This window comes from Comamonas sp. FG99 (assembly GCF_057808605.1).
In genome coordinates this window covers 1-22,800 of the sequence record NZ_JBMDII010000012.1, presented here as the reverse complement: position 1 = coordinate 22,800, position 22,800 = coordinate 1, and the positions used below count along the sequence as shown (strand labels likewise).

The window sequence follows — 22,800 nt, the reverse complement described above, 5'->3', positions numbered from 1 at the left end:
CATGCAAACAACCCATGGCCGCAAGCTGCGGCTCAACACCCTGGTGCTGGCGCTGATGGCCGCTGGCGCAACCCCCGCGGCGCTGGCCCAGGCCCAGGCAGAGGCCCAGGCAGAGGCCCAGGCCGAACGCCAGGCCGAAGGCGAGGTGAGCACGCTGCCGCAGGTGACGGTACGCGACCGCTACGAGCGCGAGGATCTGCCTTCGCTCGCGCCGGGGCGCAAGGCCGCCAAGGGCGCGCGCCTGGGCATCCTGGGCGCAACCTCCATCGTTGATGCGCCGGTGCACGTCAATGCCTACACCCGCGAGCTGGCCGAGGACTGGTCGGCGCTGTCGCTGCAGGACGTGCTGGAGAACGACGCGGCCGTGGTCTTCACCACCAACAAGGGCCACCTGCTGCAGAACTTCAACCTGCGCGGCCTGGACGTGACCGCGATGGACATCGCCACCAACGGCCTGTACGGCATTGCGCCGGCCAACTCGGTACCGATCGAGATGTTCGAGCGCGTCGAGGTGATGCGCGGCCCGAACGTGCTGCTGTCGGGCATGCCGCCGCTGGCCAGCGTCGCCGGCTCGGTGAACATGGTCACCAAGCGCGCGCTGGCCCAGCCGATCGCCGAGCTCACCACCACCTATGTCTCCGACTCCTACCTGCAGGTCCATGCCGACGTGGGCAAGCGCTTCGGTCCCGAGCAGCGCCTGGGCCTGCGCTTCAACGGCGTCTATGGCTCGGGCGACATGGGCGCCCAGGACGAGAGCCAGAAGCGCAAGGTCGGCGCGCTGGCGCTGGACTACCTGGGCGACCGGGTCCGCCTTTCGCTCGACCTGTACAACAGCGTCAACAAGATCGACGGCGGCAGCCCTGGCATGTTCAACTTCCTTGGCAATGCGGCGATTCCCGGCGTGGGGCATCTGCTCGCGCCGCCCAGCGGCGACGTGAACATGTTCCGCGGCACGCACGGCCAGTACGACAACAGCGGCGCGCTGGCCCGCGCCGAGGCCGATTTCAGCGACAACTGGCAGGGCTATTTCGCGGTGGGCGGCTCCGAGGCCGAGGGCCAGGGGCTGCTGTTCGGCACGCGCGCCATCGTCACCGGCGCGGATGGCACCACCCGCGGCGCCATCTACAACGTGCACACCAAGTCCGAGCGCCGCACCGCCGAGGCCGGCGTCATCGGCAAGTTCGACACCGGCAGCGTCAAGCACCGCCTGCAGCTGTCGTTCAACCTGCTCAAGCACAAGGAAGGCACGGTCAACACGCCCTGCAACTACTGCTACACCACCAATATGTACAACCCGACGACGCCGGTGTTCCCGACGGAGCCGACCTGGAAGGCCTACACCACCGAGAACGAATTCCGCTCGCTGGCGGTGGCCGACATCATGAGCTTCGCCGATGACAAGGTGCTGCTGACGCTGGGCGCGCGCCACCAGACGGTCAAGACCCCGCTGGTCAACGGCGCGGCCTCCGACTACAGCGAAAGCCGCCTCTCGCCCATGGCCGCGGTGGTGGTGCGGCCCTGGGGCGACAACGTCTCGCTGTTCGCCAACTACACCGAAGGCCTGGAGCCCGGCCGCATCGTGGGCACCGGCTATGCCAACGCCGGCGAGTCGCTGGCGCCCATGCACTCCAAGCAGGGCGAGGTCGGCGTGAAGCTGCAGTCGGGCGAGACCACGCACACCATCAGCGCCTTCCAGATCAAGAAGCCCTCGGTCGTCACCACCAAGGACAACTACCAGGTGCTCGACGGCGAGCAGCGTCTGCGCGGGCTGGAGTGGAGCGCCTTCGGCAAGCTCTCGCGCACGCTGTCGCTGCTGGGCGGCGTGGAGTACATCCAGTCGCGCCAGATCAACACCGGGCTGGACAACTACGGCGTTCCCAAGCTGCGCACCCGCATCGGGCTGGACTGGGAGACCCCGGTCACCGGCCTGTCGGTGGGCGCCCGCGTGCTGCATACCGGCGCCCAGTGGGCCGACTCGGGCAACAAGCTGCGCGTGCCGTCCTGGAACCGCCTGGACCTGATGGCCAGGTATGCGACCAAGTTCGGCACCACGCCGGTGCGCTTCAACGCCAGCGTGGAAAATGTGACCGACAAGAACTACTGGATCGGCATGTTCACCGACGGTTTCGTGATGCCCGGCGCGCCGCGCACCTTGCGCCTGTCGGCAACCGTGTCGTTCTAAGCAGCCCCTTGTGGCCTATTGCACTGCGCGCTTCCCCGCCGGCCGCCCGGGCCGGCGGGGGCCAATTTTTTGACGCAAGCCCATGCCTGTCTTTACCTTACTCGGCCTGACCGCCACCGCGCTGGCGGGCTTGTGCCTGTACGCGGCCTCGCCCAACCAGCGGCTGTGGGCCGCGCCGTGGCCGCGCCGGCCCGCGCGCAGCGCCTGCGTGCTGCTGCTGGCGCTTGGCTGGCTGGCGCTGGTGCAGGAGATGCAGCGCCTCACCGCCAGCTTTCTGCTGGGCACCATGCTGATGCTGGTGCTCGCCGTCTTGCCCTATGCCGGAGCGCTGAGCCATGTCCGCCGCACCCGCTGAAACCGAAGCCGGCCGGCGCGCCAGGCCGCGCCCGGTGCGCGCCGACTGGCTGTCCAAGACCCTGGCCGGGCTGCTGCTGGGCGCGAGCCTGTCGATCATCGCCTCGGGCCTGCTGATGACGCAGCTGCGCGAGCTGCCGGTGGCGGTCAGCGGGCAGCTCGCCATGTGGCTGGTGCCGCCGGTGTGGCTGCTGGTGCTGGCCTGCGTGTATTTCTTCGAGAGCGGGCTGCGCGCCTGGGCCTGGCTGCTGGGCGCCAATGCGCTGGCCCTGGGCCTGTGGTGGCTGATCCGGCAAGGGGGCGCGGCATGAGGGCCGACTATATCCGCATCTACAAGTCCGTCCATACCTGGACGGGCATCGTCGCCGGCATGGCGCTGTTCATCGCCTTCTATGCGGGCGCGCTCACCGTGTTCAAGGAGCCGCTGCGCCGCTGGTCCACGCCGCCCGCCGCGCGGCTGCAGCCGGTGCCGATGGACGCGGCGCAGCCGCTGATCGTGCAGACCCTGGCGACAACGCCCGCCGCCGGGCGCGGCGCCACGCTGCAGCTCGAAGGCGGGCAGGCCATTGCGCGCCTGGAGTGGCAGGTGCGCAACCCCAAGGCCGATGACCACGACGAAAGCGCCGTGCGCCACTTCAGCGCCATGCTGGCGGGCGACGGCAGCGTGCAGGTGAGCGAGCGGCCGCCGTCGCGGCTGGTGGAGTTCATCGACGTGCTGCACCGCGTCGTCGGCCTGCCGGTGGATTCGGACCCGAACCGCTGGATCATGGGCGTGATCTCGGCGCTGTATTTTCTGGCCCTGGTGTCCGGCGTGGTGGTGCTGCTGCCCTCGCTGGTCAAGGACTTCTTCGCGCTGCGCGTGGGCAAGAACCTCAAGCGCATGTGGCTGGACGCGCACAACGTGGTGGGCATCGTCAGCCTGCCGTTCCACATCGTCATGGCGCTGAGCGCGGTGGTGTTCGCCTACCACGACCAGATCTTCGCGCTGCAGGACAAGCTGGTGCACCAGGGCCAGTGGTCCCAGGCGTTTCCCCGGCAGCAGGCCAAGCCTGGCGAGGCGCCGCCGCCGCGCAACACGGCCGACATGCTCCCGCCCTCGCGGCTGGTGCAGATCGTCCAGGAGGCCGCGCCGGGCTTCGAGCCGGTCGGGCTGCAGTACTCGCAGGTCACCGGGCCCAAGCCCATGGTGCGCGTCTGGGGCAAGAACCCCGAGGCCGTCTCGCCGCGCGCCCTGGGCGGCTTTGCCGCGCTCGACCCCTATAGCGGCAAGCTGCTGTCGAGCGACTACCTGACGGGCGCGCAGAGCACGCCCAACCTGTTCATCAGCAGCTTCTTCGCGCTGCACATGGCCTCGTTCGGCGGCGCGGCCGTGCCCTGGCTGTACCTGCTGCTCGGGCTGGCGGGCGCCTGGCTGTTCTACAGCGGCAACCTGCTGTGGGTGGAGACGCGGCGCAAGGCCCAGCGCAGGGGCGGAGAGCTGCCGGCGCAGCGGCGCGACACCGCCCTCATGGCATCGGCCACGGTCGGCGTGTGCATCGGCTGCGTGGCCGGCATCTCGCTGACCGTGGCCGCCGCGAAGTGGCTGCCAGGGCGGGTGGACGGCCTGGCAGCCTGGCATGTGGGCATCTACTACAGCGTGTTCTTCGCCTGCATCGCCTGGGCCTTCGCGCGCGGTGCGGCGCGCGCCGCGGTGCCGCTGCTGTGGCTGGCGGTGGCATGCACGCTGGCGATTCCGGCCTCCAGCCTGCTGGGCTGGCTGGCGCCGGGCACGGGCGCCTGGGCCGAGCGCGCGCTGCTGGGCGTGGACCTCACCGCGCTCGCCGGGGCGCTGGCGCTGGCCTGGATGGCGCGGGCCACCGCGCGGCGCGTGCGCGGCGGCCCGCAGGACAGCGTCTGGTCCGCCGCCCGCCAGCAGCCGGCGCTATCGTAGTCAGCGCCGCCGCGCCTGCGCGTACAGCCCCTGCACCTTGGGCACGTTGGCCTGCAGGATGCGGATGCGGTCCGGCCCGGTGGGGTGGGTGGAGAGAAAGCCCACGCCGCCGCTGCCGGTGATGCGGCCCATCTTCTCCCACAGGCTGACCGCGGCCTGCGGGTTGTAGCCGGCGCGCGCGGCCAGCTCCAGGCCGACCAGGTCGGCATCGGTCTCGTCGCTGCGGCTGAACCTGAGCGACAGCAGCTGCCCGCCCAGGTTGGCGGCGGCGGTGCCCATGTCGCCCAGGCCCAGCAGCGAGGTGACCACCCCTATGCCCAGGCTGGTGGCCTGATTCTTGGCCAGCTGCTCGCGCGAATGCTCGCGCAGCGCATGCGCCATCTCGTGGCCCATCACCATGGCGATCTCGTCGTCGCTGGGCTGGATCTGGGCCAGCAGCCCGCTGAAGAAGGCGATCTTGCCGCCGGGCATGCAAAAGGCGTTGACATCCTTGCTGTCGATCAGGTTCACCTCCCACTTCCAGTCGCGGGCGCGCGCATTCCAGGCCATGGCCTGCGGGATCAGGTGCTGGGCGATGGCGCGCAGCCGCTGCAGCTGCGCATCGCCCGGCTTGGCCAGCGCGCCCTTGGCGGCGGCCTGCTGCAGCATCTGCCCGTACTGCTGGCGCGCGGCCTGCTCCAGCGTCTCGGCCGGCACCAGGGTGCGCAGCGTCGAGGAGCGGCCCACGTCCACCTGGGCCAGCGCCGGCGCGGCGGCAAGCATGGCGGCCAGGGCGAACAGCCGGCAGCGGCGGCGAAGGGGAGTGGCTGGGGCGGGTTGCATGCCCGCATTATGTGGCCTGCAGCCGGCTGGCGCGGCGCTGCGCCCGCATCTCGGCCCGCACCACCACCAGCAGGCCGGCCAGCACCGCGGCCAGGCCCATCCAGGCCAGCGGCGGCTGCCGCTCGCCCACCACCCACACCGCCAGCACGAAGGCGGCCACCGGCTCGATCAGGCTCAGTGCCACGCCGGTGGGCCCGGAGATGTGGCGCAGCCCCACCGAGAACAGCATGTGCGCGATGCCGGAGACCACCGCGCCCAGGTAGACCACGACCAGCAGCGCGGATAGCGTGAACGCCGGCGGGCCGCTTTGCAGCCAGGCCACGGGCGCCGCCAGCAGCGCGGCGCCGGTGAAGACATAGAAATTCACCACCTTGGGCGGCAGCTGGCCGACCAGGCGCTTGTTGATGAGCGCATAGCCCGCATACGACAGCCCGGCCAGCAGGCACAGGGCCAGCCCCGGCCACGAGACCGCGCCGCCCGCGCCCTTGCCCATGACCATGGCCGCGCCGCCGGCCACGCTCACCAGCGTGCCCACCCACCACAGCAGCGCCAGCGGCGCGCGCAGCACCAGCGCCTGCAGCAGCCCGGCCCAGATCGGGCTGCTGCCGATGGCCACCGCGGTGCCCACGCCCACGCCGGCGAGCTTCACGCCCTCGTAGAAGAACACGCTGTAGCCGCCGATGCCCAGCGACGCCCAGGCGAACCACGACCAGCGCAGCCCGGCCGCGCGCGGGTTCAGCGAAAAATCGGGCGGGCGGCGGCGCAGCGACAGCAGCAGCGCCGCCAGCAGAAACACGCTGGCCGCCGCCAGCTGGGCCGCGCCCACCCAGAACGGCGACAGCCCCGCCGCGCCCAGGTGCTGCGCGGTGCCGCTGGTGCCCCAGAGCACGCCGGCCAGCGATACCAGGGCAATGCCGAAGGCCGACGAGGGAGCGAATGAAGGGTTCATGCCGCGATGGTGCGGCCGCCGGGGCTGGGCAACTGTAGAGAAACGCTTGTGGTCACTGCGCGCCGGGCTGCGCCGCCCGCGCCTTCTCCAGCAGGAAGTCGATGCAGGTGCGCATGGCCTTGGTCTGGTGGCGGCTGGGCATGTACAGCAGGTACATGTGGTCGCCGTAGATGCTCAGGCGGTAGTCCTGCAGCGCGGCCACCACCTCGCCGCTGGCCAGCTTGTCGGGCACCACGTAGTCGGGCACCAGGCCCACCCCCAGGCCGGCGAGTATGCCCTTGCGCAGGAAGGGAAAGTGATCCGAGATCAGCGTGGGCTCCAGCACCACCTCGTGGCGGGTGGCGCCGTCGTCGGCGTACATGCGGATCTGCCGGCCCAGCGCCCCCACCGAGATGATGGGAGCCTCGCGCAGCTGCTGCGGCGTTTGCGGCATGCCGTGGGCCTCGGCGTATTCGCGCGAGGCGCAGGCGATGCAGCGCACGTCGCCCAGGCGGCGCGCCACCAGCGATTGCGGCGGATCGGTCATCACACGGATCGCCAGGTCCACCTCGTCGCGCAGGTGGTCGGTGCGGTTCTCGAACAGCACGTCGAGCACGATGCCCGGGTACAGGTGCTTGAACTCGACCAGCCAGTCGGCCACCACCAGGTCGCCGTAGCCGCTGGGCACGCTGATGCCCACGCGCCCCTGCAGCCCCTGGCCCAGGCGCGCCACCGTCTCGCGCGCGGCCAGGATCTCGTTCTGGATGTTGCGCCCGTGCTCGTACAGGCGCAGGCCCACCTCGGTGGCCTCGACCCGCCGCGTGGTGCGGCGCACCAGCTGCGCGCCCACCGATTTCTCCAGCTGCGCCAGGTGGTAGCTCACGTTGGCGCGCGTCATGTTGAACTTGCGGGCAACCTGGCTGAGGTTGCCGCAGTCTATGATTTCCACCAGCAGGGTGAGGGATTGCAGATCCATGGCGATTGTCTAAATAGATATGACAGTTTGTCAATAAATTCTAGGATTGTCAAAGTGCATTGTCATCAACACAATGCAAAGGTTTTTCCTCAAAATTCATCCAGGAGACTCCCGCATGTCCGCAGCCGCTGTTTCAACGCATCTTCACGGCCAGGTCCTGGTCGTCAGCATCAACAATCCCCCCGTGAATGCCCTGGGCCAGGCCGTGCGCGCCGGCTTGCTGGCCGCCATCGAGCAGGCCGAGGCCGACGCCGCGGTCAAGGCGGTGCTGCTCGTGGGCGAGGGCAAGGCCTTCATCGCTGGCGCCGACATCCGCGAATTCGGCAAGCCGCCGATGCCGCCCTCGCTGCCCGAGGTGCTGAACCGCCTTGAGGCCTCGGACAAGCTGGTGGTCGCCGCCATCCATGGCCCGGCGCTGGGCGGCGGCCTCGAAGTCGCCATCTCGGCCCACTATCGCCTGGCGCTGGCTGGTGCCAAGCTCGGCCTGCCCGAGGTGAACCTGGGCCTGCTGCCCGGCGCCGGCGGCACGCAGCGCGCGCCGCGCCTGATGGGCGTGAAGGCCGCCGCCGAGCTGATGCTCAGTGGCAAGCACCTGTCGGCCAAGGCGGCGCTCGCCGCCGGCCTGGTGGACCAGCTGGCCGAGGGCGACGGCCCCGTGGCCGCCGGCCTGGCCTATGCCAACGAGCTGCTGGCCGCCAAGGCCGCGCCGCGCCGCACGCGCGACATTGAAATCACCGACAAGGCCGCCGCGCTGGCCGAGCTGGATGCGCTGGCCGCCGAGACCGCCAAGAAGAGCCGCGGCCTGTTCTCGCCGCTGAAGATCGTCGAGTGCGTGCGCGCCGCCGTGGAGCTGCCGTTCGACCAGGGCATCGCCAAGGAGCGCGCGCTGTTCGTGGAATGCCTGAACAGCCCGCAGCGCCAGGGCCTGGTCCATGCCTTCTTCGCCGAGCGCGAGACCGCCAAGATCCCCGAGGCCAAGGCGGCCCAGCCCCGGCCCCTGGGCAAGATCGCCGTCATCGGCGGCGGCACCATGGGCGCCGGCATCACCGTGGCCGCGCTGGATGCCGGCCTGCCGGTGGTGATGGTCGAGCGCGATGCCGAATCCATCGCCCGCGGCCAGGCCAATGTGGAGAAGGTCTACAACGGCCTGATCGCCAAGGGCCGCATGACCGAGGAGGCCAAGGCCGCGATCCTGGCGCGCTACGCGCCCAGCACCAGCTATGACGCGATCGCCGACGCAGACCTGGTGATCGAGGCGGTGTTCGAGGACATCGAGGTCAAGAAGGGCGTGTTCAAGGAGCTGGACCGCGTCTGCAAGCCGGGCGCGGTGCTGGCCACCAACACCTCGTACCTCGATATCGATGCCATCGCCGCCGCCACCAGCCGCCCGCAGGACGTGATCGGCCTGCACTTCTTCAGCCCGGCCAACATCATGAAGCTGTTGGAGATCGTGGTGCCGGCCAAGGTCAGCGCCGACGTGGTGGCCACCGCCTTCGAGCTGGCCAAGAAGATGAAGAAAATCCCGGTGCGCGCCGGCGTGTGCGACGGCTTCATCGGCAACCGCATCCTGGCCGTGTACAAGCAGGTGGCCGACTACATCATGGAAGACGGCGCCTCGCCCTACGAGATCGACGAGGCGGTGCGCGGCTTCGGCTACCCCATGGGCCCGTTCCAGGTGACCGATCTGGCCGGCGGCGACATCGGCTGGGCCACGCGCAAGCGCAAGGCCGCCACGCGCGACCCCAAGGCGCGCTATGTCGAGGTCGCCGACCGCATCTGCGAGCGCGGCTGGTTCGGCCAGAAGACCGGCCGCGGCTTCTACCTCTACCCGCAGGGCGCGCGCGTGGGCCAGCCCGACCCGGAGGTGCTGGCCATCGTCGATGCCGAGCGCGCCAAGAAGGGCGTGGTGCCGCGCAAGTTCACGGCCGAGGAGATCATGCGCCGCTACCTGGCCGCGATGATCAACGAAGGCGCCAAGGTGCTGGAGGAGGGCATCGCGCTGCGCCCGCTCGACATCGACGTGACCTTCCTGTCCGGCTACGGCTTTCCGCGCTTTCGCGGCGGCCCGATGAAGTACGCCGATATGGTGGGCCTCGATAAGGTGCTGGCCGACGTGCAGGCCTTCGCCAAGGAAGACCCGCTGTTCTGGCAACCCGCGCCGCTGCTGCAAAAGCTGGTGGCCGAAGGCAAGAACTTCGACAGCCTGAACCAGGCTGCCAAGTAAAAACAGGAGCTGCTGGCGATTTATCAGCAAGGTTTTCAATGTGAAAATATATTGAAAACCAATGTGGTTAAGTGCTGACAGCTATCAAAATCGTATTCCAACAATCACCCAAGGAGCAAGCATGCGCGAAGCCGTCATCGTATCCACCGCCCGCACGCCGCTGGCCAAGTCCCACCGCGGCGAATTCAACGTCACCCCCGGCGCGCAGCTGGCGGCCTACTCGGTCAAGGCCGCGGTCGAGCGCTCGGGCCTGGACCCGGCCCTGCTCGAAGACCTGATCCTGGGCTGCGGCTACCCCGAGGGCACGACCGGCCGCAACATCGGCCGCCAGGCGGCGCTGCGCGCGGGCCTGCCGGTGACGGTGGGCGGCACGGTCATCAACCGCTTCTGCTCGTCGGGCCTGCAGGCCATCGCGGTGGCCGCGGGCCGCATCGTGGCCGAGGGCGTGCCCGCCATCGTGGCCGGCGGCGTGGAGAGCATCTCGCTGATCCGCTCCAGCAACACCAACCCGGCCGATGCCGATCCCTGGCTGGTCGAGCACAAGCCCGAGCTGTTCATGGCCATGATCGACACCGCCGACATCGTGGCCGAGCGTTACGGCATCAGCCGCGAGGATCAGGATGCCTTCTCGCTGCAAAGCCAGCAGCGCACCGCCGCCGCGCAGGCGGGCGGCGTGTTCGAGGACGAGATCGTGCCCTGCGCCGCGCGCATGGCCGAGAAGAACAAGGAGACCGGCGAGCTCAGCTACAAGGACGTGGTGGCCACCATGGACAACTGCAACCGCCCCTCGACCACGCTCGAAGGCCTGGCCAAGCTCGAGCCGGTCAAGGGCCCGGGCAAGTTCGTCACCGCCGGCAATGCCTCGCAGCTGTCCGACGGCTCGGCCGCCTGCGTGATGATGGAGGCCAAGGAAGCCGAGCGCCGGGGCCTGTCGCCGCTGGGCGCCTTCCGCGGCTTTGCCATCGCCGGCTGCGAGCCCGACGAGATGGGCATCGGCCCGGTGTTCGCGGTGCCGCGCCTGCTGGAGCGCGCCGGCCTCAAGGTCGACGACATCGACCTGTGGGAGCTGAACGAGGCCTTCGCCTCGCAGGCCCTGTACTGCCAGCGCAAGCTGGGCATTCCGAACGAGCGCCTGAACGTCAACGGCGGCGCGATCTCCATCGGCCACCCCTTTGGCATGACCGGTGCGCGCCTGGCGGGCCACATCCTGCTCGAAGGCCGGCGCCGCAAGGCCAAGTGGGGCGTGGTCACCATGTGCATCGGCGGCGGCATGGGCGCGGCCGGGCTGTTCGAAATTTTCTGAGGAGAGCGCCATGGATCTGCAATTCACCCCCGAAGAGCAAGCGTTCCGCGCCGAGGTGCGGGCCTTCCTGAAAGACAAGCTGCCCCCGGCGCTGGCCGCCAAGGTCAAGAACGGCCAGCGCCTGACGCGCGCCGACCAGGAGGGCTGGCACGCCATCCTCAACGCCCAGGGCTGGCTGGCCTACCACTGGCCCAAGGAGCACGGCGGCACCGGCTGGACGGCGGTGCAGAAGTTCATCTTCGACGACGAGTGCGCGCTCGCCGGCGGCCCGCGCCTGGTGCCGTTCGGCCTGTCCATGCTCGGCCCGGTGCTGATCAAGTACGGCAACGACGCGCAGAAGCAGCACTGGCTGCCGCGCATCCTGAACGGCGACGACTGGTGGTGCCAGGGCTATTCCGAGCCGGGCGCGGGCTCCGACCTGGCGTCGCTCAAGACGAGCGCGGTGCGCCAGGGTGACCACTACATCGTCAACGGCCAGAAGACCTGGACCACCCAGGGCCAGCACGCGAACATGATGTTCTGCCTGGTGCGCACCAACAAGGAAGTCAAGGCGCAGCAAGGCATCAGCTTCGTGCTGATCGACATGAACCAGCCCGGCGTGGAAGTGCGCCCGATCCGCACGCTCGATGGCGACAAGGAAGTCAACGAAGTCTTCCTCACCGACGTGAAGGTGCCGCTGGAGAACCTGGTGGGCGAGGAGAACAAGGGCTGGACCTACGCCAAGTACCTGCTCACCTATGAGCGCACCGGCATCGCCGGCGTGGGCTTCTCGATGGCCGGGCTGGAAAAGCTCAAGGCGATCGCCCAGCGCGTGCAGCGCAACGGCAAGCCGCTGATCGAGGATCCGCAGTTCGCCACCCGCATGGCCAAGGTCGAGATCGAGCTGCAGAACATGGCCACCACCAACCTGCGCGTGATCGCATCGGTGGCGCACGGCGGCGTGCCGGGCGCGGAAAGCTCCATGCTCAAGATCAAGGGCACGGTGATCCGCCAGGAGCTGCTGTCGCTGATCCGCCGCGCCATGGGCCCGTATGCGCTGCCCTACATCGAGGAGGCGCAGTTCGCCGAATACGCCGATGAGCCGGTGGGCCCGAAGGAGGCCGCCACCGCGGCGGCGGCCTACTTCAACTACCGCAAGCTGTCGATCTTCGGCGGCTCCAATGAGATTCAGCGCAACATCATCTCCAAGATGATCCTGGGTTTGTAAGGAGACAACGATGAACTTCCAACTGGATGAAGACCGCCGCATGCTGGCGGACGCGCTGAACCGCTACCTCAGCGAGCAGTACGCCACCGAGTACCGCAACAAGATGGCCTACGGCGAGGCCGGCTACAGCGCCGAGACCTATGCCAAGCTGGCCGAACTGGGCGCCATCGGCGCGCTGTTCAAGGAATCCGACGGCGGCTTTGGCGGCGAAGGCGTGGACATCAGCGTGGTGTTCGAGGCCCTGGGCACGCACCTGGTGGCCGAGCCGCTGCTGGGCGCCCTGCTGGTCGGCCGCGCGCTGACCGAGGCCGGCAGCGACGCGCAGAAGGCGCGGCTTGAAGGCATCATCGGCGGCGAGACGGTGTGCGCGCTGGCGCACGACGAGCCCGCCAACCACTACGAGCTCAACCGCGTCGCCACCAGCGCCAGCAAAGATGGCGCCGGCTGGGTGCTGAGCGGCAGCAAGGCCGTGGTGCTGTTCGGCGACCAGGCGCAGCTGCTGCTGGTGAGCGCGCGCACCTCGGGCGCCGTGGGCGACGAGGCCGGCATCTCGCTGTTCCTGGTGCCGGGTGATGCCGCGGGCATCACCCGCCGCGGCTACGGCCGCATCGACGGCGGCCATGCGGCCGAGTTGGTGTTCAAGGATGTGAAGCTCGGCGCCGACGCGCTGCTGGGCGGCGAGGGCCAGGGCCATGCGCTGCTGGAGCGCGTGAGCGGCTTCGGCCTGCTGGCGCTGGCCGCCGAATCGCTGGGCGCGATGGACGTGGCCAAGAACCACACGCTGGAATACCTGCGCACCCGCAAGCAGTTCGGCGTGCCCATCGGCAGCTTCCAGGCCCTGCAGCACCGCATGGCCGACATGCTGCTCGAAGTGGAGCAGGCGCGCTCGGCGGTGATCAACGCCGCCGCCGCCATCGACGAGAGCGACCGCAGCGCGCGCGAGAAGGCGCTGTCGGCCGCCAAGTACAGCGTAGGCCAGATCGGCACGCTGATCGCCGAGGAATCGATCCAGATGCACGGCGGCATCGGCGTGACCTGGGAGCTGCCGCTGGCGCACTATGCCAAGCGCATCGTGATGATCGACCACCAGCTCGGCGACATGGACCACCACCTCGCCCGCTACATGGCGCTGGGCCTGGCATGAGCGCCGCGCCGGATACGACTGCCGCGCTGCTGGCGCGCCGCGAAGGCGGCGTGCTGGTGCTGAGCAACAACAACCCGGCCGCGCGCAATGCCCTCTCGCCCGAGTTCTACGCGGCCGTCACGGCGGCGCTGAACGCGGCCGCGGTGGACCCCGCGGTCACGGCCATCGTGCTCACCGGCGAGGGCGGGCATTTTTGCGCCGGCGGCGACCTGCGCCAGCTGGCCACGCGCCGCGAGCTGCCGATCGCCGCGCGCCGCATCAAGCTCGAAGGCCTGCACAACCTGGTGCGCACGCTGCGCGACTGTCCCAAGCCGGTGATCGCCGCGGTCGAGGGCGCGGCCGCCGGCGCCGGCCTGTCGGTGGCCCTGGCCTGCGACATGCTGGTGGCGGCGAAGAACGCGGTGTTCTCGGTGGCCTACGTGAAGGTCGGCCTCACGCCCGACGGCGGCGCCACCGCCTTCCTGGCCGAGTTCGTCTCGCGCCAGGTGCTGACCGAGCTGTGCCTCACCGGCGAGCGCCTGAGCGGCGAGCGCCTGCACGCGCTGGGCGCGGTCAACCGCCTGGCCGAGCCCGGCCAGGCGCTGGCGGCCGCGATCGCGCTCGCCCGCCAGGTGGGCGAGGGCCCCGAGCTGGCCATGGCGCGCATCAAGCAGCTGTGCCGCATGGCGCCGCGCAACACGCTGGAGCAGCAGCTGGAGCTGGAGGCGCAGTTCATGATCCAGTCGCAGGAGACGGGCGAGTCGCGCGAGGGCATAGGCGCCTTCCTCGAAAAACGCAGCCCCGACTACGCCAAGCTGCGCAAGTAAACCCAACCCAAGGAGACAAGCAATGGCAGGCAATGACCGCCCGAATGGCCTGGATGGCATGGACTTTCCGCTGGAGGGCGTGCGCGTGCTCGATCTGTCGCGCGTGTTCGCCGGTCCGCTGTGCGGCATGGTGCTGGCCGATTTCGGCGCCGAGGTGGTCAAGGTGGAGCACCCTGGCCGCGGCGACGATACGCGCGACTGGGGCATGCGCATCGGCAAGACCGAAACCACCTACTACAACAGCATGAACCGCAACAAGCGGTCCATCACCATCGACCTGCAAAGCCCCGAGGGGCTGAAACTCATCCACGAGATGCTGCCGCAGTTCGACGTGGTGATCCACAACTTCAAGACCGGCGGCGCCGAAAAGCTCGGCCTGGGCTACGAGCAGCTCAAGGCCATCAAGCCCGAGCTGATCTACTGCGCGGTGTCCGGCTACAACAGCAGCGGCCCCGAGGCCGCGCGCCCCGGCTACGACCTGGTGATCCAGGGCGAGGCCGGGCTCATGGCGCTCAACGGCGACGCCAGCATGCCGCCGCTGAAGTTCGGCGTGGCGGTGGTCGATCTGATGACCGGCATGTACGCGGCCCAGGCTATCCTGGCGGCGCTGTTCCGGCGCAGCCGCACCGGCCAGGGCCGGCTCATCGAGATGGCGCTGTACGACAGCGGCATCATGGTCACCGGCTACTACGGGCTCGATGCGCTCAAGCTCGGCCACGACCCCGAGCGCTACGGCAACGCCCATCCGTCCATCGTGCCCTACGGCATGTACGAATCGGCCGACGGCCCGATGATCATCGCGGTGGGCAACAACGCGCAGTTCGAGAAGTTCTGCCGCCAGGTGATACAGCGGCCCGACATCGTCGAGGACCCGCGCTTTTCCACCAACGTCAACCGCACGCAGAACCGGCACGAGCTGGGCGCGATGCTGCGCGAGCTGATCCGCAGCTTCCCACGCGAGCAACTGCTCGAACGCCTCTCGGCCGCCGGCATCCCCTGCGGCCGCGTGGCCGGCCTGCATGAGGCGCTGACCAGCGAGCGCACCCGCCAGGGCGGCCTGGTGCAGGACATGCCGCACCCGGTGGTCGGCACCACGCCGGTGTTCGCGCCACCCTATCGCCTGGACGGCCGGCGCCTGCCGATCCGCCGTGCGCCGCCCACGCTGGGCGAAGGCACGCGCGAGGTGCTGCAGCAGCTGCTGCAGCTGCCGGAGGAAGAGTTGCAGGCCCTGCGCGACAAGGGCGTGCTGACGCTGCCGGAACGCTGAGCCGGCGCAGATGAACCAGGCCCGCGCCGCCATGCGGCGCGCGGCTTTCTTTGCATGAAGGAAACCCTATGACATTCGACGATCTGAGCCGCCGCAGGCTGCTGCAAGGCTTGGCCGCACTGGGCGGCAGCCAGGTACTGGGCACCGCGGCAGCGCAGACCGGCAAGGCTTGGCCCGGCAAGATGATCAAGCTGGTCGTGCCGTTCCCGGCCGGCGGCCCCACCGACACCGCCTCGCGCATCGTTGCGCAAAAGCTCGGCGAGCGGCTCAAGCAGTCGGTGATCGTGGACAACCGCGCTGGCGCCTCGGGCTCCATCGCTGCGGCCCAGATCGTCAAGACCGCGCCCGACGGCTACACGCTGATGACGCTGGCCACGCCCACGCTGCTGGCGCCGCACCTGTACAAGGCCGCGGGCTACGACAGTGCCCGGGATTTCGCGCCCGTCGCGATGGTCTACGACCTGCCTATCGTCATCGTGGTCAACCCCGCGCTACTGCCCGAGGTGAGCGACCTGGCCAGGCTCGTGCAGCATGCCAAGGTCCAGAAGCTGCCCATGAACTACACCAGCGCCGGCAACGGCAGCTTCGGCCACCTGAGCATGGAGCTGCTCAAGCAGATGGGCGGCTTCGACATGCAGCACGTGCCCTACAAGGGCAGCGCGCCGGCCATCACCGACACCATCGGCGGCCAGGTGCCGGTGATGTTCTCCGATCTTGTCGCCGCGCTGCCGCACATCAAGGCCGGCAAGCTGCGCGCCATCGCCGTCGGCTCGCCCCGGCGCGTGAGCACGCTGCCCGACGTCAAGACCGTGGCGGAGCAGGGCTTCAAGGGCTACGAGGCGGTGTCGTGGGGCGGCTTCGTCGCGCCGCCGGGCACGCCCCAGGCCATCATCGACCGCGTGGCCGCCGAGGTGCAGCAGATCCTGGCCGACAAGCAGGTGCAAGACAAGATCATGGGCGCTGGCGCCTTCGCCCATTACCTGCCGCCGGCCGCGTTTGGCGGGCGCATCCGGCAGGACTACGCCAAGTGGGGCCAGGTAATCCGCGACAAGGGCATCGCGTCAGAGTAAACACAGCAGCGCACAGGAGACACACCATGAAGACACGCATCACCGAGCTTTTCAACATCGAGCACCCCATCATCCAGGGCGGCATGCACCATGTGGGCTATGCCGAGCTGGCCGCGGCCGTCTCCAACGCCGGCGGGCTGGGCATCATCACCGGCCTCACGCAGCGCACGCCTGAGCTGCTGGCGCGCGAGATCGCGCGCTGCCGCGAGATGACCGCCAAGCCCTTCGGCGTGAACCTGACCTTCCTGCCCTCGGTCAATCCGCCCGACTACCCGGGCTACGTCAAGGCCATCATCGACGGCGGCGTGAAGATCGTCGAGACCGCCGGCAACAACCCGCAGAAGTGGCTGCCCGCGCTCAAGGAGGCCGGCATCAAGGTCATCCACAAATGCACCTCGGTGCGCCATGCACTCAAGGCCGAGTCCATTGGCTGCGACGCGATCAGCGTGGACGGTTTCGAATGCGGCGGCCACCCCGGCGAGGACGACATCCCCAACTTCATCCTGCTGCCGCGCGCGGCCGAGGAGCTGAAGGTGCCCTTCGTCGCCTCGGGCGGCATGGCCGACGGCCGTTCGCTGGTGGCGGCCATGGCGCTGGGCGCCGACGGCATCAACATGGGCACGCGCTTCATCGCCACCCAGGAGGCGCCGGTGCACGACAACGTCAAGCAGGCCATCGTCGCGGCCAGCGAGCTCGATACGCGCCTGGTGATGCGCCCGCTGCGCAACACCGAGCGCGTGCTCACCAACCCCGCCACCGAGCGCGTGCTGCAAAAGGAGCGCGAGCTGGGCGCGGCGATCAGCTTCGCCGACATCGCGCCCGAGGTGGCCGGCGTCTACCCGCGCATCATGCAGCAGGGCGAGATGGACGCGGGCGTATGGTCCTGCGGCATGGTCGCCGGCCTGGTGCGCGACGTGCCAACCGTGCGGCAGCTGATCGACGGCATCATGGCGCAGGCCGAGGCCATCATCGCCCAGCGCCTCGCACGCAGCATCGGGTAAACCGGCCCGCATACCACTACAGGAGATCGCCATGCAACGCCGTTGCTTCACCGCCGCACTTGTTTGCACCACCGCGCTGGCCGCAGCGCTGCCGGCCGCTGCGCAGAACTTTCCCACCCGCCCGATCACGCTGCAGGTGCCATTTCCCGCCGGCGGCTCCACCGACCGCCACATGCGCCTGCTGGCCGAGATCGCCGGCAAGCACCTGGGCCAGCCGGTGATCGTCGAGAACAAGCCCGGCGCCGGCGGCACGCTGGGCCCGGGTACCCTGGCGCGCACCGCCCGGCCCGACGGCTACACCATCACGCAGTTCCCCATGTCCATGCTGCGCATGGCACACATGCAGAAGACCGCGTGGAACCCGGTGACCGACTTCACCTACATCATCGGCGTCTCGGGCTATACCTTCGGGTTCACCGTGCGGGCCGACTCGCCGTACAAGACCTTCAACGACTACATCGCCGCCGCACGCAAGAACCCCGGCGCGGTGGACTACGGCTCCACCGGCGCTGGCTCGTCGCCGCACCTGCTGATGGAAGAGCTGGCCGAGAACGCCAAGGTCAGGCTCAACCATGTGCCGTTCAAGGGCAACGCCGACCTGCAGCAGGCCTTGCTGGGCGGCCATGTGTCCGCGCAAAGCGATGCCACGGGCTGGGACAAGTACGTGGACGGCGGCCAGATGCGCCTGCTGGTCACCTTTGGCGACAAGCGCACCAAGCGCTGGCCCGAGGTGCCCACCGCCAAGGAGCTGGGCTACGGCGTGGTCTCCTCCTCGCCCTATGGTTTGGTCGGCCCCAAGGGCATGGACCCCGCCGTGGTGAAGAAGCTGCACGATGCATTCAAGCTCGCGATGGACGACCCGCGCCACGCGGAGGTGCTGGCGCAGCTCAACCAGGACGTCTGGTACCGCTCGGGGCCGGAGTACGCGCAGTGGGCCAAGGAGGCCTATGCCAAGGACAAGCTGCTCATCGAGCGCCTGGGCCTGGCGGCCAAGTAGGGCGGCGACGCATGCTCAATATTCGTTCAGCAGCCAGCCGCTGATGTACGCGAAATACTCGCGCAGCCAGGCGTTGTAGCGGATATGGAGCGGCGTCAGCGCCGCCGCGCCGAAGACCCTTGGAAAACCCACCTTGCGTGCGATGCGCTCGGCGCGCAGCAGGTGGAAATCGCTGGTCACCACCAGCACCGGGTCCGCCATGCGGCCGCCTTGCAGCAGCAGCTGGTGGCTGAAGACCATGTTCTCGGCGGTGCTGGTGCTGCGTTCCTCGTGCACCAGCCGGCTCGCAGGCAGGCCGCGAGCCTGCAGGTAGCGGGCCATGATGCCGGCTTCCGTGCATGGCCGCCCGCCGAAGTTCGGGCCGCCGCTCACCACCACCGCGGCTGTGGGCATGGCCTGTGCCTGGCGCAGGCCTTCGTCGAGCCGCGCGGCGAGCGTGGCCGAGACCTGGCAGTTGGACGAGCCCGAGCCCAGGATGAGGATGGCTTGCGGCGCCGCCGAAGGCTGCGGCGCAAGCCCGTCCATGCTGCGCTGGATGAACTGGAAGAACAGCGCCACGCTGGCCGCCCAGGCGATCAGCGTGGCCCAGCCCAGGCGCCACAGCCGTTGGCGCCAGGGCCGGGCGGCCCGCCAGCGCGCGACGCCATGCCAGGGCCAGCAGCGCAAGGCCGAGCAGGCCGGGCAGCACGATGCCGAAGTTCAAGCCCCCCACCACCACCGCCAGCGCGATGCCGTCGGCGGCAAGCAGCCCACCGGCCAGCGCCACCGGCCAGCGCCAGCCGTGCCGGCCTGGCATGCTAGCTGCCGGCATGGGGGCCGGATTCCGCGCCCTGGCCGGGGGCGATACGCTGCGGCGACAGCTTTGCGGGTGCCACGCCCTGGGCCGCCAGGCGCGCATCCAGCGGCTCGCGCAGTGCCAGGTTGCGCGCCAGCAGCGAATAGCCGAAAGCGCTCTGGATGCCGTAGCCCCCTTGCGCCGCGACCCACAGGAAGTTCGGCACGGCGCCGTCCCAGCCGACCACCATTTCGCCGTCGGCCACGAAGCTGCGCAGCCCGGCCCAGCTGTGGCTCGGGCGGCGGATCTCGAAGTGCGTCGCCTGGCTGATGCGGTCTATGCCGATGGCGATGTCCAGCTCCTCGGGCGCCACATCGTGCGGCATGGTGGCGTCGGCATTGGCGGGCGAGCCCAGCAGTTGCCCGGCATCGGGCTTGAAGTACCACTGCTCGGCGATGTCGATCACCGCCGGCCAGTGCGCCGCCTGCGCCCGCAGGCCCTCGGGCGCGGCGAAGGTGAAGGCGCTGCGGCGCTTGGGCACGAGGTGGATGGCGCCGGCGCCGGCCAGCTGCCCCACCAGGTCGGCCCAGGCGCCGGCGGCGTTGACGAGGTGCCGCGCACGCGCCTCGCGGCCGTCGGCGAGCGCGATGTGCCAGCAGGCCTGGGCCGCGTCCCAGCGCAGGCCGCCGACCTCGGCATCGGTCCACAGCGCGCCGCCGCGCTGGCGCAGCCCGCGCACAAAGCCCTGGTGCAGGCCGTGCACGTCGATGTCGCGCGCGCCCGCGTCGGTGAAGCCGGCCACCAGCACCTCGGTGTTGAGCGCCGGCAGCAGCCGGGCCAGGCCGTCTGCGTCCAGCCAGGTGGCGCCGGGCGAGTGCACCAGCGCCTCGGCGTAGGCGGCCCGCAGCTGCGGCAACTGCCCGGCCGTGGCCACGTACAGCACGCCGCGCGGGCTGATCAGCGCGTGTTCGGCAAAGCCTGTGGGCGGCTGCTCGTAGAAGGCGCGGCTGGCGCGGGTGAGCGCCTGCACCTGGGCGGGGCCATAGTGCTCCTCGAACAGCGCGGCCGAGCGGCCGGTGGTGTGGTAGCCGGGCTGCGATTCGCGCTCCAGCACCAGCACCGAGGTGGCCTGCGCGAGTTGCCAGGCCGTGGAGGCACCGGCCATGCCGGCGCCGATGACGGCGAAATCCCAGAGGGCAAGAGGGGGGTGATCGGTCATGGCCATATTGTCTGCTGCGCGGGCCGGCCAGATGCCGGCGTGGGCGCTATCCACGCCTGGTGCCGGCTCCATGCTCAAAGCGCCGACAGCGGAACTGCCCATAGCCGGTCGCCGAACGACAGGGCCTGGGCGCCATCGTAGAGAACGATGCCGCTGCTGAACTGCGTGCCGGTCATGGATTGCAGCTTTCTCAGGCCTTTGAAATCACCGGCATCGACGGTAGCAGAAGCCTTGACCTCGATACCGATCAGGTCACGCAACGGTGATTCCAGAATGAAGTCCACCTCCACCTGGTCTTTGTCTCGGTAGTGGCTGATGAACCAGGGCTCGGGGCTCAGGCTCAAGGTCTTGCGCAGCTCTGCGTAGACCCAGGTTTCCAGGGTGGCGCCCCAGCGCTCGCGCTGCGTGAGCACCAACTCGGGCGACAGGCGTGTGAGCGTGGCATGCAGCCCCGCATCGAGAAAATGGAGCTTGGGTGCCTTGATGAGGCGGCTGAGCTCGTTGCGGCTCCAGGCCGCAAGGCGTTGTACGAGAAAAAGCTTTTCCAGAATGCCGAGGTACTTGTCGGCAGTCTTGCTGGTGAACCCCATCTGGGCGCCCATTTGCGTGGCATTGATCAGCTGGCCGGTATGCGCCGCGGCCACCGCCAGCAGCATTGGCAGCTGATTCAAGTGGTCGATTTCAGCCACATCGCGCACGTCGCGTTCCACCAGGGTCTGCATGTACGAGCGCGCCCATGCCTGCCGGCGCGCTTGCGTGGGGCGCAGGCGCATTTCCGGGTAGCCGCCCGCTAGCACATGGCGCACCAGCCCTCCCTGTGGCATGGCCCAGCCGGGGTGTATCACAGGCCAATCCTGTGCTTGCGCGCGTTGCAGGAAATCATTGGCGCGGCCTTGTATTTCGGACTGCGACAAGGGCAACAAGGCATGCAGTGCCATGCGGCCCGCCAAACTGTCCGCAATGCTCGGCAGCACCATGATATTGGCCGAGCCGGTGAGCAGAAAACGCCCGGGTCGGCGATCCTGGTCGATCACGAGCTTGAGTGCCAGCAGCAGTTGCGGGACGCGCTGCACTTCGTCGATGATGGCCCGGTCGAGTTGCCGCGCAAACCCCAGTGGATCTTGCTGGACCGCCGCCAGCAGGTTAGGGTCATCGAGGGTGAAGTAGGCCATTTCATCCGCGAACTGCCGCACCAGCGTGGTCTTGCCGCATTGGCGGGGCCCGTTGACCAGCACGGCCGGCGTATCCTGCAAGGATTCTGCGATCAGCGGCGCCAGATGGCGTTGCACCAGGGGGGCGGAGCTGGAATGCATGGCGATGGATGGCGGCCAAATTGAAGAACGGTGTCGGCCATTATGGACTATTTTGGCGTCCAAAATGGATTATATGTTCGTCCAAAATGGATCATATTGGTCTTGATTGCTAAAAAAATGTAGCAACAACTTGATGAGTTATTTGGTTTTCTCCAGATAAGGCACCAGGTATCGCCCCGTATGGCTGGCCGGGTTGGCCGCCACCTGCTCGGGCGTTCCGGTGGCCACCACCTGGCCACCACCGGCGCCGCCCTCGGGGCCCATGTCGATGATCCAGTCGGCGGTCTTGATCACGTCGAGGTTGTGCTCGATGACCACGATGGTGTTGCCCGCGTCGCGCAGCTGGTGCAGCACCTTGAGCAGCAGGTCGATGTCGGCGAAGTGCAGGCCGGTGGTGGGCTCGTCCAGTATGTAGAGCGTGCGGCCGGTGTCGCGCTTGGACAGCTCCTGCGCCAGCTTGACGCGCTGCGCCTCGCCGCCCGACAGCGTGGTCGCGCTCTGGCCCAGGCGGATGTACGACAGGCCGACTTGCAGCAGGGTCTGCAGCTTGCGGGCGATGGTGGGCACGTCCTTGAAGAAGGCGTGCGCGTCCTCCACCGTCATCTCCAGGATCTGCGCGATGTTGCGGCCCTTCCACTGCACCTCCAGCGTCTCGCGGTTGTAGCGCTGGCCGTGGCAGATGTCGCAGGGCACGTAGACGTCGGGCAGGAAGTGCATCTCCACCTTCACCACGCCGTCGCCCTGGCAAGCCTCGCAGCGCCCGCCGGCCACGTTGAACGAGAAGCGCCCCGGGCCGTAGCCGCGCTCCTTGGCGGTATTGGTTTCGGCCATCAGCTCGCGGATCGGCGTGAACAGGCCGGTGTAGGTGGCCGGGTTGCTGCGTGGCGTGCGGCCGATGGGCGACTGGTCGACGTTGATCACCTTGTCGAAGTGGTCCAACCCCTCGATGCTCTCGTAGGGCGCGGCCTCGTCCTGCGCGCGGTTGATCTGGTGCGCCGCCGCCGCGTACAGCGTGTCGTTGACCAGCGTGGACTTGCCCGAGCCGGAGACGCCGGTCACGCAGGTGAGCAGGCCCACCGGAAAGTCCACCGTCACCTGGCGCAGGTTGTGGCCGCTGGCGCCGGCGATGCGCAGCGCCTGCAGCGCGTGCGGGTTGGCGGGCTGGGCGGGGCTGGCTTCCTCGGCAGGCTTCTTGGCGGGCTTTTTGCCGCCGGGGCCGGCCTTGGCCGCGATCGCCGAAAACCCGCTTTCCGCGGCGGGGGGGGGGGGGGGCCGGGGGGGG

Annotated in this window: 20 protein-coding genes; 13 read left to right on the top strand and 7 right to left on the bottom strand. The window is 69.1% G+C overall.

Annotation, left to right across the window (positions count from 1 at the left end):
* The first annotated feature begins 1 nt into the window (after position 1).
* The 4 genes from ACODRX_RS10075 to ACODRX_RS10060 all read left to right on the top strand — a co-directional run bounded on the left by ACODRX_RS10075 (position 2) and on the right by ACODRX_RS10060 (position 4,466).
* A complete protein-coding gene (locus ACODRX_RS10075) occupies positions 2 to 2,182 on the top strand; it encodes a TonB-dependent receptor (protein ID WP_488871351.1) in 2,181 nt (726 codons plus the stop codon).
* Positions 2,183 to 2,264: 82 nt separating this feature from the next.
* Positions 2,265 to 2,537, top strand: coding sequence for a hypothetical protein (locus ACODRX_RS10070; protein ID WP_488871350.1), 273 nt, complete (start codon positions 2,265 to 2,267; stop codon positions 2,535 to 2,537).
* Complete coding sequence (locus tag ACODRX_RS10065; protein ID WP_488871349.1) at positions 2,518 to 2,847, top strand: hypothetical protein; 330 nt, start codon at positions 2,518 to 2,520, stop codon at positions 2,845 to 2,847. Before ACODRX_RS10070 ends, ACODRX_RS10065 begins: the two co-directional genes overlap by 20 nt.
* The gene (locus ACODRX_RS10060; protein ID WP_488871348.1) at positions 2,844 to 4,466 is read left to right on the top strand and encodes a PepSY-associated TM helix domain-containing protein; all 1,623 of its coding nucleotides are present in this window, start codon (positions 2,844 to 2,846) and stop codon (positions 4,464 to 4,466) included. Before ACODRX_RS10065 ends, ACODRX_RS10060 begins: the two co-directional genes overlap by 4 nt.
* Here ACODRX_RS10060 and ACODRX_RS10055 read toward each other — a convergent pair whose 3' ends face one another.
* Genes ACODRX_RS10055 through ACODRX_RS10045 form a run of 3 tightly spaced genes read right to left on the bottom strand, consistent with a single transcriptional unit; the run spans position 4,467 to position 7,192 of the window.
* Positions 4,467 to 5,288, bottom strand: a complete 822-nt coding sequence (locus ACODRX_RS10055) for a M48 family metallopeptidase (RefSeq protein WP_488871347.1) — start codon at positions 5,286 to 5,288, stop codon at positions 4,467 to 4,469. It abuts the gene before it with no gap.
* 7 nt (positions 5,289 to 5,295) lie between these two features.
* Positions 5,296 to 6,237, bottom strand: coding sequence for a DMT family transporter (locus ACODRX_RS10050; protein ID WP_488871346.1), 942 nt, complete (start codon positions 6,235 to 6,237; stop codon positions 5,296 to 5,298).
* Positions 6,238 to 6,289: 52 nt separating this feature from the next.
* The gene (locus tag ACODRX_RS10045) at positions 6,290 to 7,192 is read right to left on the bottom strand and encodes a LysR family transcriptional regulator (protein ID WP_488871345.1); all 903 of its coding nucleotides are present in this window, start codon (positions 7,190 to 7,192) and stop codon (positions 6,290 to 6,292) included.
* Positions 7,193 to 7,307: 115 nt separating this feature from the next.
* On the opposite strand from ACODRX_RS10045, the gene ACODRX_RS10040 reads away from it, so the two are divergent.
* The 9 genes from ACODRX_RS10040 (at position 7,308) to ACODRX_RS10000 (ending at position 18,211) form a co-directional block, all read left to right on the top strand.
* On the top strand, positions 7,308 to 9,416 hold the full coding sequence (locus ACODRX_RS10040) for a 3-hydroxyacyl-CoA dehydrogenase NAD-binding domain-containing protein (protein WP_488871344.1): 2,109 nt from the start codon (positions 7,308 to 7,310) through the stop codon (positions 9,414 to 9,416).
* A gap of 121 nt (positions 9,417 to 9,537) precedes the next feature.
* Positions 9,538 to 10,719 (top strand): acetyl-CoA C-acyltransferase, encoded by a 1,182-nt coding sequence (locus ACODRX_RS10035; protein WP_488871343.1) that lies wholly within the window; start codon positions 9,538 to 9,540, stop codon positions 10,717 to 10,719.
* Between the two features lie 10 nt (positions 10,720 to 10,729).
* The gene (locus tag ACODRX_RS10030; protein WP_488871341.1) at positions 10,730 to 11,926 is read left to right on the top strand and encodes an acyl-CoA dehydrogenase family protein; all 1,197 of its coding nucleotides are present in this window, start codon (positions 10,730 to 10,732) and stop codon (positions 11,924 to 11,926) included.
* A gap of 10 nt (positions 11,927 to 11,936) precedes the next feature.
* On the top strand, positions 11,937 to 13,070 hold the full coding sequence (locus ACODRX_RS10025) for an acyl-CoA dehydrogenase family protein (protein WP_488871339.1): 1,134 nt from the start codon (positions 11,937 to 11,939) through the stop codon (positions 13,068 to 13,070).
* Positions 13,067 to 13,876 (top strand): oxepin-CoA hydrolase, alternative type, encoded by an 810-nt coding sequence (locus ACODRX_RS10020; RefSeq protein WP_488871338.1) that lies wholly within the window; start codon positions 13,067 to 13,069, stop codon positions 13,874 to 13,876. Before ACODRX_RS10025 ends, ACODRX_RS10020 begins: the two co-directional genes overlap by 4 nt.
* A gap of 22 nt (positions 13,877 to 13,898) precedes the next feature.
* Positions 13,899 to 15,143, top strand: coding sequence for a CaiB/BaiF CoA transferase family protein (locus ACODRX_RS10015; protein WP_488871336.1), 1,245 nt, complete (start codon positions 13,899 to 13,901; stop codon positions 15,141 to 15,143).
* A 68-nt stretch (positions 15,144 to 15,211) separates the two neighbouring features.
* A complete protein-coding gene (locus tag ACODRX_RS10010) occupies positions 15,212 to 16,213 on the top strand; it encodes a Bug family tripartite tricarboxylate transporter substrate binding protein (protein ID WP_488871334.1) in 1,002 nt (333 codons plus the stop codon).
* Positions 16,214 to 16,239: 26 nt separating this feature from the next.
* Positions 16,240 to 17,214 (top strand): NAD(P)H-dependent flavin oxidoreductase, encoded by a 975-nt coding sequence (locus ACODRX_RS10005; protein WP_488871332.1) that lies wholly within the window; start codon positions 16,240 to 16,242, stop codon positions 17,212 to 17,214.
* Between the two features lie 31 nt (positions 17,215 to 17,245).
* Positions 17,246 to 18,211, top strand: a complete 966-nt coding sequence (locus tag ACODRX_RS10000) for a tripartite tricarboxylate transporter substrate binding protein (RefSeq protein WP_488871331.1) — start codon at positions 17,246 to 17,248, stop codon at positions 18,209 to 18,211.
* Positions 18,212 to 18,226: 15 nt separating this feature from the next.
* Here ACODRX_RS10000 and ACODRX_RS09995 read toward each other — a convergent pair whose 3' ends face one another.
* From ACODRX_RS09995 to ACODRX_RS09980, 4 genes are all read right to left on the bottom strand, one after another.
* A complete protein-coding gene (locus tag ACODRX_RS09995) occupies positions 18,227 to 18,877 on the bottom strand; it encodes a YdcF family protein (protein ID WP_488871329.1) in 651 nt (216 codons plus the stop codon).
* Between the two features lie 131 nt (positions 18,878 to 19,008).
* Positions 19,009 to 20,205, bottom strand: coding sequence for an NAD(P)/FAD-dependent oxidoreductase (locus ACODRX_RS09990; RefSeq protein ID WP_488871328.1), 1,197 nt, complete (start codon positions 20,203 to 20,205; stop codon positions 19,009 to 19,011).
* A 74-nt stretch (positions 20,206 to 20,279) separates the two neighbouring features.
* Positions 20,280 to 21,518: an ATP-binding protein gene (locus ACODRX_RS09985; RefSeq protein ID WP_488871327.1), complete on the bottom strand. Its 1,239-nt coding sequence runs from the start codon at positions 21,516 to 21,518 to the stop codon at positions 20,280 to 20,282.
* Positions 21,519 to 21,656: 138 nt separating this feature from the next.
* On the bottom strand, positions 21,657 to 22,800 hold a 1,144-nt coding region (locus tag ACODRX_RS09980; protein ID WP_488871326.1), incomplete at its 5' end, for an ATP-binding cassette domain-containing protein.